General features: G+C 62.1%; 12 protein-coding genes and 1 pseudogene. 7 read left to right on the forward strand and 6 right to left on the reverse strand.

Going from position 1 to position 13940, the window contains the following annotated elements:
* Positions 1-42: 42 nt before the first annotated feature.
* The 4 genes from VRB54_RS03890 (at position 43) to VRB54_RS03905 (ending at position 5701) form a co-directional block, all read left to right on the forward strand.
* Entirely contained in the window at positions 43-1488 is a 1446-nt protein-coding gene (locus tag VRB54_RS03890) for an aldehyde dehydrogenase family protein (RefSeq protein WP_338479602.1), read from the forward strand.
* 179 nt (positions 1489-1667) lie between these two features.
* Positions 1668-3032, forward strand: coding sequence for an MFS transporter (locus tag VRB54_RS03895; protein ID WP_209988598.1), 1365 nt, complete (start codon positions 1668-1670; stop codon positions 3030-3032).
* Between the two features lie 11 nt (positions 3033-3043).
* Positions 3044-4597: a galactarate dehydratase gene (gene garD / locus VRB54_RS03900; protein WP_338479603.1), complete on the forward strand. Its 1554-nt coding sequence runs from the start codon at positions 3044-3046 to the stop codon at positions 4595-4597.
* A 162-nt stretch (positions 4598-4759) separates the two neighbouring features.
* The gene (locus VRB54_RS03905) at positions 4760-5701 is read left to right on the forward strand and encodes an AEC family transporter (protein ID WP_338479604.1); all 942 of its coding nucleotides are present in this window, start codon (positions 4760-4762) and stop codon (positions 5699-5701) included.
* A 22-nt stretch (positions 5702-5723) separates the two neighbouring features.
* Here VRB54_RS03905 and VRB54_RS03910 read toward each other — a convergent pair whose 3' ends face one another.
* From VRB54_RS03910 to gatC, 6 genes and pseudogenes are all read right to left on the reverse strand, one after another.
* Positions 5724-6107 (reverse strand): carboxymuconolactone decarboxylase family protein, encoded by a 384-nt coding sequence (locus VRB54_RS03910; RefSeq protein ID WP_209988606.1) that lies wholly within the window; start codon positions 6105-6107, stop codon positions 5724-5726.
* The gene (locus tag VRB54_RS03915) at positions 6104-7150 is read right to left on the reverse strand and encodes a calcium/sodium antiporter (protein ID WP_338481045.1); all 1047 of its coding nucleotides are present in this window, start codon (positions 7148-7150) and stop codon (positions 6104-6106) included. Before VRB54_RS03915 ends, VRB54_RS03910 begins: the two co-directional genes overlap by 4 nt.
* A 58-nt stretch (positions 7151-7208) precedes the next feature.
* Positions 7209-7580, reverse strand: coding sequence for a septal ring lytic transglycosylase RlpA family protein (locus VRB54_RS03920; protein ID WP_338479605.1), 372 nt, complete (start codon positions 7578-7580; stop codon positions 7209-7211).
* 132 nt (positions 7581-7712) lie between these two features.
* The gene (gene gatB, locus VRB54_RS03925; RefSeq protein WP_338479606.1) at positions 7713-9158 is read right to left on the reverse strand and encodes an Asp-tRNA(Asn)/Glu-tRNA(Gln) amidotransferase subunit GatB; all 1446 of its coding nucleotides are present in this window, start codon (positions 9156-9158) and stop codon (positions 7713-7715) included.
* A 10-nt stretch (positions 9159-9168) separates the two neighbouring features.
* Positions 9169-10619: pseudogene (gene gatA / locus VRB54_RS03930) on the reverse strand (Asp-tRNA(Asn)/Glu-tRNA(Gln) amidotransferase subunit GatA).
* Between the two features lie 16 nt (positions 10620-10635).
* Positions 10636-10923 (reverse strand): Asp-tRNA(Asn)/Glu-tRNA(Gln) amidotransferase subunit GatC, encoded by a 288-nt coding sequence (gene gatC, locus VRB54_RS03935; protein WP_057006884.1) that lies wholly within the window; start codon positions 10921-10923, stop codon positions 10636-10638.
* 210 nt (positions 10924-11133) lie between these two features.
* On the opposite strand from gatC, the gene mreB reads away from it, so the two are divergent.
* The 3 genes from mreB to mreD all read left to right on the forward strand — a co-directional run bounded on the left by mreB (position 11134) and on the right by mreD (position 13889).
* Positions 11134-12171 carry a rod shape-determining protein MreB gene (gene mreB / locus VRB54_RS03940; RefSeq protein ID WP_338479607.1) on the forward strand — a complete coding sequence of 346 codons (1038 nt, stop codon included), beginning with the start codon at positions 11134-11136 and terminating at the stop codon, positions 12169-12171.
* Positions 12172-12309: 138 nt separating this feature from the next.
* Complete coding sequence (gene mreC, locus VRB54_RS03945) at positions 12310-13401, forward strand: rod shape-determining protein MreC (protein WP_338481046.1); 1092 nt, start codon at positions 12310-12312, stop codon at positions 13399-13401.
* Entirely contained in the window at positions 13401-13889 is a 489-nt protein-coding gene (gene mreD / locus VRB54_RS03950) for a rod shape-determining protein MreD (RefSeq protein ID WP_338479608.1), read from the forward strand. Before mreC ends, mreD begins: the two co-directional genes overlap by 1 nt.
* The last annotated feature ends 51 nt before the right edge of the window (positions 13890-13940 follow it).

The following is a 13940-nucleotide window of genomic DNA, read 5'->3' on the forward strand; positions in this document are numbered from 1 at the left end:
GCCGCTGAGCAATCAGCGGCCTTTTGCGTCAGGAGAAGATTCGTGTCCCAAGCAAAGCGTTTTGAAAACTACATCAATGGCGAATGGGTAGCCGGTGCCGACTATTGCACCAACCTCAACCCGTCGGAGTTGTCCGATGTCATTGGTGAATACGCCAAGGCCGATGTCGCTCAGGTCAATGCGGCCATCGACGCCGCCCGCGCTGCGTTCCCGGCGTGGTCCACCTCCGGCATCCAGGCGCGCCATGATGCGCTGGATAAAGTCGGCAGCGAAATCCTCGCGCGCCGTGAAGAACTCGGTACCCTGCTGGCCCGGGAAGAGGGCAAGACCCTGCCCGAGGCCATCGGTGAAGTGACCCGCGCCGGCAATATCTTCAAGTTCTTTGCCGGTGAATGCCTGCGCCTGTCCGGCGACTACGTGCCGTCGGTACGCCCGGGCGTCAATGTTGAAGTGACCCGCGAAGCCCTGGGCGTGGTTGGCCTGATCACCCCGTGGAATTTCCCGATTGCCATCCCCGCCTGGAAAATCGCCCCGGCCCTGGCCTACGGCAACTGCGTGGTGATCAAACCGGCTGAACTGGTACCAGGCTGCGCCTGGGCCCTGGCCGAGATCATCTCGCGCGCCGGCTTCCCTGCCGGTGTGTTCAACCTGGTGATGGGCAGCGGTCGCGTGGTCGGTGACGTGCTGGTCAACAGCCCGAAAGTCGATGGCATCAGCTTCACAGGCTCCGTGGGTGTCGGGCGCCAGATCGCCGTCAGTTGCGTGTCGCGCCAGGCCAAGGTGCAATTGGAAATGGGCGGCAAGAACCCGCAGATCATTCTTGATGACGCCGACCTCAAGCAGGCCGTCGAGCTGTCCGTGCAGAGCGCGTTTTACTCCACCGGCCAGCGCTGCACCGCATCGAGCCGCCTGATCGTCACCGCCGGTATTCACGACCAGTTCGTCGCGGCGATGGCCGAGCGCATGAAGTCGATCAAGGTCGGCCACGCCCTCAAAAGCGGCACCGACATCGGCCCTGTTGTGTCCCAGGCCCAATTGGACCAGGACTTGAAATACATCGACATCGGCCAGAGCGAAGGCGCGCGGCTGGTGAGCGGTGGCGGTATGGTGACCTGCGACACTGAAGGCTACTACCTGGCGCCGACGCTGTTTGCCGACAGCGAAGCGGCCATGCGCATCAGCCGTGAGGAAATCTTCGGCCCGGTGGCCAACGTGGTGCGTGTGGCGGACTACGAAGCGGCGCTGGCGATGGCCAACGACACCGAGTTCGGTCTGTCGGCGGGCATTGCGACCACGTCCCTGAAGTACGCCAACCACTTCAAGCGCCATTCCCAGGCCGGGATGGTGATGGTCAACCTGCCAACTGCCGGCGTGGACTATCACGTGCCGTTCGGTGGCCGTAAAGGTTCGTCCTATGGTTCGCGCGAGCAGGGCCGCTATGCGCAAGAGTTCTACACCGTGGTGAAGACCAGCTACATCGGTTCGTAATACGCAACACCTGTGGCGCCGGCTTTGTGTGGAAGCTGGCTTGCCTGCGATAGCATCACCGGCGTGTGCCTGACACACCGCGGTGCCTGTATCGCAGGCAAGCCAGCTCCCACATAAAGCGGTGTGCGCAGCACAACTTGATTACCCGCAAAAAAAATAATTAGTGGGAGTACTTTTACATGCAAGCGACCAAGCCGACCCATGTCCGCTATTTGATCCTGCTCATGCTGTTCCTGGTGACCACGATCAACTACGCCGACCGGGCCACCATCGCCATCGCCGGCTCCAGCCTGCAAAAAGACCTCGGCATCGACGCGGTCACCCTCGGTTATATCTTCTCTGCATTCGGTTGGGCCTATGTGGCCGGGCAAATTCCCGGTGGCTGGTTGCTCGACCGGTTCGGCTCGAAGAAAGTCTATGCCCTGAGCATCTTCACCTGGTCGCTGTTCACCGTGCTGCAAGGCTATGTCGGTGAATTCGGTATCTCCACCGCCGTGGTCGCGCTGTTCATGCTGCGCTTCATGGTGGGCCTGGCCGAGGCGCCTTCGTTCCCCGGCAATGCCCGTATCGTGGCGGCGTGGTTTCCCACGGCCGAGCGCGGCACGGCGTCGGCGATCTTCAACTCGGCGCAGTACTTTGCCACGGTGTTGTTCGCGCCGCTGATGGGCTGGATCGTCTACAGCTTCGGCTGGCAGCACGTGTTTATCGTGATGGGCGTGATCGGCATCGTCTTCTCGCTGGTCTGGCTGAAAGTTATCCACAGCCCGCGCCAGCACCCGATGATCAACGCAGCCGAGCTCGATTACATTGCGGCCAATGGCGCGATGGTCGACATGGATCAGGACAAGGGCAAAGGCAAGAAAACCGATGGTCCGAAGTGGGACTACATCCGCCAGTTGCTGACCAACCGCATGATGCTCGGCGTGTACCTGGGCCAGTACTGCATCAACGGCATCACCTATTTCTTCCTGACATGGTTTCCGGTGTACCTGGTGCAGGACCGTGGCATGACCATCCTCAAGGCCGGTTTCATCGCCTCGTTGCCGGCCATCTGCGGCTTTATCGGCGGTGTGCTGGGCGGGGTGATTTCCGACTATCTGCTGCGCAAGGGCCATTCGCTGACTTTCGCGCGCAAGGCGCCGATCATTGGCGGCCTGTTGATTTCCAGCAGCATCGTGGCCTGCAACTACGTGGATATCGAATGGATGGTGGTGGGCTTCATGGCTTTGGCCTTCTTCGGCAAAGGCGTTGGCGCACTGGGTTGGGCGGTGGTGTCCGACACCTCGCCCAAACAGATCGCCGGCCTCAGTGGCGGCTTGTTCAACACCTTCGGTAACCTGGCGTCGATCACCACGCCCATCGTGATCGGCTACATCATCAGCACCACCGGCTCGTTCAAATGGGCGCTGGTGTTCGTCGGTGCCAATGCACTGGTGGCGGTGTTCAGCTACCTGGTCATCGTCGGCCCGATCAAGCGTGTAGTCCTCAAAGAGCCGCCAAGCAAGGGGCCAGCGTTGACCAACCTAACCGAAGCGCATTCCTGAGAGGCCCCGTGATGCAATTGATTGAACATGCCGACTCGCCGCGCTCGATCCGTTTGCACGAGCGCGACAACGTGGTGATCGTGGTCAATGACCAGGGCGTCCCGGCCGGGACCGAGTTCCCGGACGGCCTGGTCACCGTGGATTTCATCCCCCAGAGCCACAAGGTGACCCTGGAAGATATTCCCGAAGGCGGTCAGATCATTCGCTATGGCCAGACCATCGGTTACGCCCTGGCGCCGATCCCGCGCGGCAGTTGGGTGCAGGAAGACCAACTGCGCATGCCCACCGCGCCGCCATTGGACAGCTTGCCACTGTCCACCGAGGTGCCTGAGGCCCAGGCGCCTTTGGAAGGGTTCACGTTCGAGGGCTATCGCAACGCCGACGGCACCGTGGGCACGCGCAATATCCTTGGCATCACCACCACGGTGCAGTGCGTCACCGGTGTACTCGACCATGCGGTCAAGCGCATCAAGGACGAACTGCTGCCCAAGTATCCTCATGTCGATGATGTGGTGGCGCTGACCCATAGCTACGGCTGCGGTGTGGCGATCACGGCGACGGATGCCTATATCCCGATCCGCACCGTGCGCAACCTGGCGCGCAACCCGAACCTGGGCGGCGAAGCGCTGGTGATCAGCCTGGGCTGCGAGAAACTGCAGGCCGGGCAGGTGATGCATGAGAACGACAGCTCGGTCGACCTGAGCGAGCCGTGGCTGTATCGGCTACAGGATTCCAGTCACGGGTTCACCGAAATGATCGAGCAGATCATGGCGCTGGCCGAAACCCGCCTGAAAAAACTCGACCAGCGCCGCCGCGAAACCGTGCCGGCGTCCGAGCTGATCCTGGGCATGCAGTGCGGCGGCAGCGATGCGTTCTCCGGCATCACCGCCAACCCGGCGCTGGGCTATGCCTCGGATCTGCTGTTGCGGGCCGGCGCCACGGTGATGTTTTCCGAAGTGACCGAAGTCCGTGATGCCATCTACCTGCTGACGTCGCGTGCGCAAACGAAGGAAATTGCCCAGGAGCTTGTGCGGGAAATGGACTGGTACGACCATTACCTGGCCAAGGGCGAGGCGGACCGCAGTGCCAACACCACGCCGGGCAACAAGAAGGGCGGGTTGTCGAACATTGTCGAGAAGTCCCTGGGCTCCATCGTCAAGTCCGGCAGCAGCGCGATCAACGGCGTGCTGGGCCCCGGCGAGCGCTTCAAGAGCAAGGGCCTGATCTTTTGCGCGACGCCGGCCAGCGACTTTGTGTGTGGCACCTTGCAACTGGCGGCGGGCATGAACCTGCACGTGTTCACCACCGGGCGTGGCACGCCCTACGGGCTGGCGATGGCGCCGGTGGTGAAGGTGTCGACGCGCACGGAGCTGGCGCAGCGCTGGCCGGACCTGATCGACATCGACGCCGGACGCATCGCCACCGGGCGTGCGAGCATCGAGGAACTGGGCTGGGAGTTGTTCCACTTCTACCTGGACGTGGCCAGCGGCAAGAAACAGACCTGGGCCGAGCATCACAAGCTGCATAACGACATTACTCTGTTCAACCCGGCGCCTATAACCTGAGACCGCGTCGCCTGCATCGGGAGCAAGCTCCCTCCCACATTTGACTGCATTCACAGTTCAACATGTGGGAGCGGGCTTGCCCGCGAAGGCGTCCTACCAGACGCCATCGCGCCGCATGGCTTATCATTGACCCTCTGACGACGCTCAAAGGTTCTCCCCGGCATGCTGGCTATCTTCCTCACTACCCTCACCATCACTGCGCCGGTGTTTGCCATGCTGTTTCTCGGTGTGCTGCTCAAGCGCATCAACTGGATCAATGACAACTTTATCCACACCGCTTCCTCCCTGGTGTTTAACGTCACCATGCCGGCGCTGCTGTTTCTCGGCATCCTCCATGCCGACCTGCATGCGGCGCTCCAACCGGGCTTGCTGATCTATTTTGCGGTCGCCACCGTGCTGAGTTTTGCCGTGGCCTGGGGCTGGGCGATTTTTCGCTGCAAGCCGGCAGACCGGGGTATCTATGCCCAAGGCGCGTTTCGCGGCAACAACGGGGTGATCGGTCTGGCGCTGGCCGCCAGCATGTACGGCGACTACGGCATCTCCCTGGGCGCTGTCCTTGCGGCGCTGGTGATCCTGCTCTACAACACGCTGTCGACCATCGTGCTGGCGGTGTACAGCCCGGTGATCAAGTCCGACCCGTGGAGCATCTGCAAGAGTGTGCTGGCCAACCCGCTGATCATCAGCGTGATCGTCGCCGCGCCGTTCGCCTACTTTCAGCTCGGCGTGCCCGGCTGGCTGGAAAAGTCCATGCAGTACCTGGCCGACACAACGCTGCCGTTGGCGCTGATCTGCATCGGCGGCACCTTGTCCCTGGCGGCGCTGCGCAAGAGCGGCAACATGGCGCTCAGTGCGAGCCTGATGAAGATGGTCTGGCTGCCGATTGTCGCGACCCTGGGGGCGTGGCTACTGGGCTTTCGCGGGCCGGAGCTGGGGATTCTGTTTCTGTACTTCGGTGCGCCCACCGCGGCAGCCAGTTATGTGATGGCCCGGGCGGCCGAGGGCAATCATGAGCTGGCGGCGGCGATTATCGTGATCACCACGCTGATGGCGGCGGTGACCACCAATATCGGGATCTTTTTGTTGCAGGCGGGTGGGTGGATCTGAGGTTGCGATAGCTATCTGAAGATCACCGCTGCTCTGCCTGATACACCTCAATCACCTCCTGCGCCGCCCGGAATGCATCAATCGCTGCCGGCACGCCCGCATACACCGCGCAATGCAGCAGGGCTTCGCGAATCTCTTCCACCGTACAGCCATTGTTCAAGGCACCGCGCACGTGACCCTTCAGTTCCTGCGGGCACTTGAGCGCGGTGAGGGCGGCGAGGGTAATCAGGCTGCGGGTCTTGAGTGGTAACCCCTCGCGGTTCCACACGCTGCCCCAGGCATGGTCGTTGACGAAGTCCTGCAACGGCTGGGTGAATTCGGTGGCATTGCCCAGGGCGCGATCGACGAACACATCGCCCATCACCTGGCGACGCATGGCTACGCCGGGTTTCTTCTGATCGGTCATTGCGGTTCCCTCTTGTGTTGGCGGCGCCAGGCGCGCAGCGTGCTGAACAACAGAAAAGCCACCAGCGCCGGCAGGATGTAATACAACATCAGGTGTTCAAGCTTGCCGACCAGGGGCATGCCCGTAGTAAACGCCATTACATGCAGCCCATACGCCAGGTACAGGCCCAGCATCACCAGGCCTTCGGCGCGGGTCACGCGGTAGCCGCTGTAGAACACCGGCAGGCACAGCACCACCACGCCGAGCATCACTGGCAAGTCGAAGTCCACGGCATTGGGCGACACCGAGAGTGGCGTCGGCGCGAGCAGGGCGGTGAGCCCCAGCACGCCGAGCAGGTTGAACAGGTTGCTGCCGATCACGTTGCCTACGGCAATCTCGCGCTCGCCGCGCAGGGCGGCGATCAGCGACGTCGCCAGGCACGGCAGGGAAGTGCCGACGCCGATCAGCGTCAGCCCGACGATACGCTCCGACAGGCCCAGGTCGCTCGCCACGTCCACCGCTGCGCCAAGCAGTAAATGCCCGGCCAGCACCAGCACCAGCAGCCCGCCAACAATGCGTACCACACTGCTCAGCCATGGCGCCCGGGCCACGGTGTCTAGAGTGCGCGGGCGCCGTGAATGGCGCGTCTGGTAATGCAGCACGCCGAGGTAGGCCAGCAGCGCGATCAGCAATAGCAGGCCGTCGAGTGGTGTCAGTTCCTCATTGGCCGCCAGGGTAAACACCAGCAGCGCGGCGATGATCATCACCGGGATGTCCAGGCGTACCAGCTGGCGCGACACCCGCAGCGGAATGATCAGGGCCGCGAGGCCCAGGGTGACGAGGACGTTGAAGATGCTGCTGCCGATCACGCTGCCCACGGCGATATCGGTATTGCCAGCGAGTGTGGCCTGCAGGCTGACGGTCATCTGCGGCGCGCTGCTGCCGAAGGCGACGATGGTCAGGCCGATGATCAGCGGTCGCACCTTGAGGCTGGCGGCCAGGCGCACGGCGGCGCGCACCAGGACTTCGGCGCCGACGATCAGCAGCAGCAGGCCGCTGACCAGTTCGAGCAGGCTCCAGGGCGAGAGGGCTTTTAGTGCGAAAATAGCCTGTGCTCCTTCTTCAGTTGCTCATGGCCTGCACGCGAACCGGCGCAGTGCCGCGGCTCAGCATGCCCAATTGTGCGGCCGCCTGGCGTGAAAGGTCGATCAGGCGCCCACGGGAATGCGGGCCGCGATCATTGATGCGCACGATCACGGAGCGGTTATTGTCGAGATTGGTCACCTTGACCTGCGTGCCAAAGGGCAGACGCCGATGGGCGGCGGTCAGGGCGTGCTGGTTGAAGGGTTCACCGCTGGCGGTGCGGTTGCCATGGTGTTTGGCGCCGTAATAGGAGGCGGTGCCGGTTTCGTCGTAGCCATTGGGGTCGATGAGGCCGCTGGCGCAACCGCCCAGCAGGGAAGACAGGGCCAGTAGACCGAGTAGACGCTTCATGTTCGACGTTACCCCCGTATCAACTGTGAAAAAAGAGGGCTGATGTGGGAGAGGGCAAGCCCCCTCCCACATGGGGGGCGATTCCACAAAGGGCCCGGGCGGGTGTGAAATCGCCCGGACCCTCTACCGCTATCAGCCTTCGAGTTTGCTTTTGAGCAGCTCGTTCACCTGTTGCGGGTTGGCCTTGCCTTTGGACGCTTTCATCGCCTGGCCGACGAAGAAGCCGAACATCTTGCCGCGCTTGGCTTCATCGGCCGCGCGGTATTGTTCGACCTGTTCGGCATTGGCCGCGAGCATTTCATCGAGCACGGCGGAGATGGCGCCGCTGTCGGTGACTTGCTTGAGGCCGCGCTTCTCGATGATCTCGTCAGCGTTGCCTTCGCCTGCCGCCATCGCTTCGAACACCGTCTTGGCAATCTTGCCGGAGATGGTGTTGTCCTTGATGCGCAGCAGCATGCCGCCCAGTTGCTCGGCCGAGACCGGCGCTTCGTCGATTTCCAGGCCTTGCTTGTTCAGCAGGCTGCCCAGCTCGACCATGACCCAGTTGGCCGCAAGCTTGGCGTCACCGGCAATGCTCACGACCTTTTCGAAGTAGTCGGCCTGCTCGCGGCTGGAGGCCAGCACGCTGGCGTCGTATACCGAAAGACCGAACTGCGCCTGGAAACGCTCGCGTTTCTGCGGCGGCAGCTCCGGCAGGGTGGCGCGGATGTCATTGAGGAACGAGTCCTCGATGACCACCGGCAACAGGTCCGGGTCGGGGAAGTAACGGTAGTCGTTGGCTTCCTCCTTGCTGCGCATGGCGCGGGTTTCGTCTTTGTTCGGGTCGTACAGGCGGGTTTGCTGGATGACCTTGCCGCCGTCCTCGATCAGTTCGATCTGGCGACGCACTTCGGTGTTGATCGCCTTTTCGATGAAGCGGAACGAGTTGACGTTCTTGATCTCGCAGCGTGTGCCGTACTCGGTCTGGCCTTTTGGCCGCACCGACACGTTGCAGTCGCAACGTAGCGAGCCTTCGGCCATGTTGCCGTCGCAGATGCCGAGGTAACGCACCAGTGCGTGGATCGTCTTGACGTAGGCCACGGCTTCCTTGGCGCTGCGCATGTCCGGTTCGGAGACGATTTCCAGCAGCGGCGTGCCGGCGCGGTTCAGGTCGATGCCGGTGGCGCCGTTGAATTCTTCATGCAGGCTCTTGCCGGCATCTTCTTCCAGGTGTGCACGGGTCACGCCGACGCGCTTGATGGTGCCGTCTTCCAGCGGGATGTCCAGGTAGCCCTTGCCGACGATCGGCAATTCCATCTGGCTGATCTGGTAGCCCTTGGGCAGGTCCGGGTAGAAGTAGTTCTTGCGCGCGAACACGTTGTGCTGGCCGATTTCGGCGTCAATCGCCAGGCCGAACATCACTGCCATGCGCACCGCTTCCTGGTTCAGCACCGGCAGTACGCCAGGCATGCCCAGGTCGACGAGGCTGGCCTGGGTGTTGGGCCCTGCGCCGAACGTGGTGGCGCTGCCGGAGAAAATCTTCGATTGGGTGGCGAGCTGGGTATGAATCTCCAGCCCGATCACGACTTCCCATTGCATAGTGTTCTCCTCAGAAGCCGGTTGGGGTGCGGGTGTGCCAGTCAGTGTTCAACTGGTACTGGTGCGCCACATTGAGCAGGCGGCCTTCCTGGAAATACGGCGCGAGCAATTGCACGCCCACCGGCAGACCGTCAACGAAACCGGCCGGCATGGACAAGCCCGGCAGGCCCGCGAGGTTGGCGGTGATGGTGTAGAGGTCTTCGAGGTACTCGGCAATCGGATCGCCGGTCTTGGCACCGATCTTCCACGCCGGGTTCGGCGTGGTTGGGCCGAGGATCACGTCGACTTCTTCAAAGGCCGCCATGAAGTCGTTCTTGATCAGGCGACGGATTTTTTGCGCCTTGAGGTAGTACGCGTCGTAGTAGCCGGCCGACAGCGCGTAGGCGCCGACCATGATGCGCCGCTGTACTTCGACGCCGAAGCCTTCGCCACGGGAGCGTTTGTACAGGTCAGTAAGATCTTTGGGGTTTTCGCAGCGGTAGCCGAAACGCACGCCGTCGAAGCGCGACAGGTTGGAAGACGCTTCGGCCGGTGCGATCACGTAGTAGGCGGGAATCGCGTACTGGTTGTTCGGCAGGCTGATTTCCTTGATCACGGCGCCGAGGCCTTCCAGCGTCTTGACGCTGTTGTGCACAAGTTCGGCGATACGCGGGTCGAGCCCGGCGCTGAAGTATTCCTTCGGCAAGCCGATGCGCAGGCCCTTGAGCGAGGTGTTGAGGCTGGCGCTGTAGTCCGGCACCGGTTCATCGATGCTCGTGGAGTCCTGTGCATCGAAGCCGGCCATACCTTGCAACAATATTGCGCAGTCTTCTGCAGTGCGGGCCAACGGGCCGCCCTGATCGAGGCTCGACGCGTAGGCGATCATGCCCCAGCGCGACACGCGACCGTAGGTCGGCTTCAGGCCGGTGAGGTTGGTGAAGGCGGCGGGCTGGCGGATCGAACCGCCGGTATCGGTGGCCGTGGCGGCCGGCAGCAGGCGCGCGGCAACGGCAGCGGCCGAACCACCGGACGAACCGCCGGGCACGTGTTCCAGGTTCCACGGGTTTTTCACTGCGCCGTAGTAGCTCGACTCGTTGGCAGAACCCATGGCGAATTCGTCCATGTTGGTCTTGCCCAGGGTCACGGCCCCGGCGGCGGCGAGTTTGGACACCACAGTGGCGTCGTAGGGTGCTTTAAAGTTGTCGAGCATCTTCGAGCCGCAACTGGTGCGTATGCCCTGGGTGCAAAACAGGTCTTTATGGGCGATTGGCGCGCCCAGCAGTGCGCCGTTTTCACCGTTGGCGCGACGCACGTCGGCAGCCTTGGCCTGGCTCAGGGCCAGCTCTTCGGTGAGGCTGATGAAGCTGTTGACCTTGGGATCGTGCTCGGCGATGCGCGCAAGCAGATTTTTGGTCAATTCTTCAGAAGAAAACTTTTTTCGGCGAGACCGCGGGCGATCTCGGCCAGAGTCATGTGATGCATGAAAGGCTCTTTCCCTTTAGTCGATGACTTTCGGAACCAGATACAGGCCGTTTTCGACCGCTGGCGCGATGGACTGGTAGGCCTCGCGATTATCGCGTTCGGTCACGACGTCTGCGCGCAGGCGCTGGCTGGCTTCCAGCGGGTGAGCCAGGGGCTCGATGCCGTCGGTATTGACGGCCTGCATCTGGTCAACCAGCCCCAGAATGCTGTTCAGGGCTGCGGTGGTCTGTGGAAGATCGGCATCATTGAGGCCAAGCGAGGCCAGATGCGCGATTTTTTCCACGTCGGAGCGTTCAAGCGCCATGGGAATCTCCAGTGGAAAACGGAACGGAGGGCGTCCGTGTGTTAGATTGTCGGAACACTACCGCATTTCTACGGTCATAAGGCCGCGATTGTGGGGGTTGGTGCACAGAAAGTCGGCCAATTTAGCACATTGGCGCCTTGCCCAAAATCCCTGTCGTTGTTAGAGTTTGCCGCACTTTTTTACCCACGCGTTGCCTAGGGTCCTTTCCCCATGTTCAAGAAACTGCGTGGCATGTTTTCCAGCGATCTTTCCATTGACCTGGGCACTGCCAACACCCTTATTTACGTGCGCGAGCGCGGTATCGTTCTGAATGAGCCATCGGTTGTGGCCATTCGGACCCATGGTAATCAGAAAAGTGTCGTTGCCGTCGGCACCGAGGCCAAGCGCATGCTCGGCCGAACACCTGGCAATATTGCTGCCATTCGTCCGATGAAGGACGGCGTGATTGCCGACTTCAGCGTCTGCGAGAAGATGCTGCAGTACTTCATCAACAAGGTTCACGAAAACAGTTTCCTGCAGCCCAGCCCTCGTGTGCTGATCTGTGTTCCGTGCAAATCCACGCAGGTGGAGCGCCGTGCCATCCGTGAATCGGCCCTGGGTGCCGGTGCCCGCGAAGTGTTCCTGATCGAAGAACCGATGGCCGCTGCGATCGGTGCCGGCCTGCCGGTGGAAGAAGCACGCGGTTCGATGGTGGTGGATATCGGTGGCGGTACCACCGAAATCGCCCTCATCTCCCTGAACGGTGTGGTGTATGCCGAATCCGTGCGCGTGGGCGGCGACCGCTTCGACGAAGCGATCATCACGTATGTGCGTCGTAACTACGGCAGCCTGATCGGCGAATCCACCGCCGAGCGCATCAAGCAGGAAATCGGTACTGCCTACCCAGGCGGCGAAGTGCGCGAAGTCGATGTGCGCGGTCGCAACCTGGCCGAAGGCGTTCCACGTGCCTTCACCCTGAACTCCAATGAAGTGCTGGAAGCTCTGCAAGAGTCCCTGGTCACCATCGTTCAGGCAGTGAAAAGTGCGCTGGAGCAATCGCCACCGGAGCTGGCTTCCGATATCGCCGAGCGCGGCCTGGTACTGACCGGTGGTGGCGCCTTGCTGCGTGACCTCGACAAGCTGCTGGCCCAGGAAACCGGCCTGCCGGTGATCGTCGCCGAAGACCCGCTGACCTGCGTTGCCCGTGGCGGTGGTCGTGCACTGGAAATGATGGATAAACACACCATGGACCTGCTCTCCAGCGAATAAGATCGCTGGTTGCGCCATGCTTCGCCCGCAGGCAGCACTTTGCAGTGCTGCCTGTCGGCGTTTATCTTCTTCAATCTGCATCCAGGCCGGTTTGATGCCGTATGAATAAAGAGAACATTTGCCCGGGAGGAGCGGCCTATTAAACCGCTTTTCGCCAAAGGCCCCTCATTGGGCGTGCGCTTGCTGGTGCTGGTCGTGCTTTCGGTCGCGCTGATGGTGGTCGACGCCCGCTTTGCGCTGCTCAAGCCCGTGCGCAGCCAAATGTCGCTGGTGTTGATGCAGACCTACTGGATCACCGACCTGCCGCAACGGCTCTATCAGGGCGTGGCCAGCCAGTTCGGCAGCCGCACCGAGCTTGCCGCCGAAAACGAAAAACTCAAGACTGAAAACCTGCTGCTGCAGGGACGCATGCAAAAGCTGGCGGCCCTCACCGAGCAGAACGTTCGGCTGCGCGAGTTGCTCAATTCTTCCGCGCTGGTCAACGAGAAGGTCGAAGTGGCCGAGCTGATCGGCATGGACCCCAACCCCTTCACCCATCGCATCATCATCAACAAAGGTGAGCGCGACGGCGTGGTGCTCGGCCAGCCGGTGCTCGATGCCCGTGGCCTGATGGGGCAGGTGGTCGAGTTGATGCCCTACACCTCCCGCGTCCTGTTGCTCACCGACACCACTCACAGCATTCCGGTGCAGGTCAACCGCAACGGCCTGCGGGCGATTGCCAGCGGCACCGGCAATCCCGAGCGTCTGGAGTTGCGTCACGTGGCCGACACCGCCGATATCAAGGAGGGCGACCTGCTGGTCAGCTCCGGTCTTGGCCAGCGGTTCCCGGCGGGTTACCCGGTGGCGACGGTCAAGGAAGTGATCCATGATTCCGGCCAGCCGTTCGCCATTGTGCGTGCCGTGCCGACTGCCGCCCTGAACCGCAGCCGTTACCTGCTGCTGGTGTTCAGCGATAACCGCACCCCGGAAGAGCGCGCCAACGATGCCGCGCAGGCCCAGGAAGCGGAAGACAAGCGCAACGGCACGCTGCCGGTCACACCCGCCATCGTGCCCAAGCCTGCCTTTGTGGGGCCACCGGCACCGGCAAATCTTCCTGCAGTGGCGCCTGTGGCGACACCCGCCAAGCCCGCCACGCACAGCACTCGTCCGGCCAAACCGGCAGCTAGCACCACGCCTGCCGCGAAGCCGCCTGCCGGTGCTGCGACCACTACGCGGCAGAGGGGGGAATAATGGCCAGTACTCATTCTCGCAATGGTTGGGTGGTGTGGCTGACGTTCGCCGTCGGCTTGCTGCTCAGCGTATCGCCGCTGCCGCAGTTCATGGAGATCCTGCGCCCGTTGTGGCTGGCCTTGCTGCTGGCGTTCTGGGCGTTGCACCTGCCCCACAGGGTGGGCATGGTCACTGCGATGTTTCTGGGCTTGGCGGAAGATGTGCTCTATGGCACCTTGCTTGGCCAGAACGCGCTGATCCTGACCCTGATTACCTTTCTGGTGCTGTCGTTGCAGCAGCGTTTGCGCATGTTCCCGATGTGGCAGCAGTGCCTGGTGATCCTGGTGATCTTCGGCCTGGCGCAGTTGGTGCAACTCTGGCTCAGCGCCTTGACCGGCAACCGCCAGCCAACGCTGGCGCTGGTATTGCCGGCCCTGGTCAGTGCGCTGTTGTGGCCCTGGATCAGTTTCGGCCTGCGTGGGCTGCGTCGTCGCTACAAAATCAATTGAATGGATTGCGAGGCTCTGCCTGGTTATCGAACCCCACAGGGAGAGTCTGCA

Source organism: Pseudomonas trivialis, from assembly GCF_036864995.1.
In the GTDB taxonomy this organism is placed as follows: Bacteria; Pseudomonadota; Gammaproteobacteria; order Pseudomonadales; family Pseudomonadaceae; genus Aquipseudomonas; species Aquipseudomonas trivialis.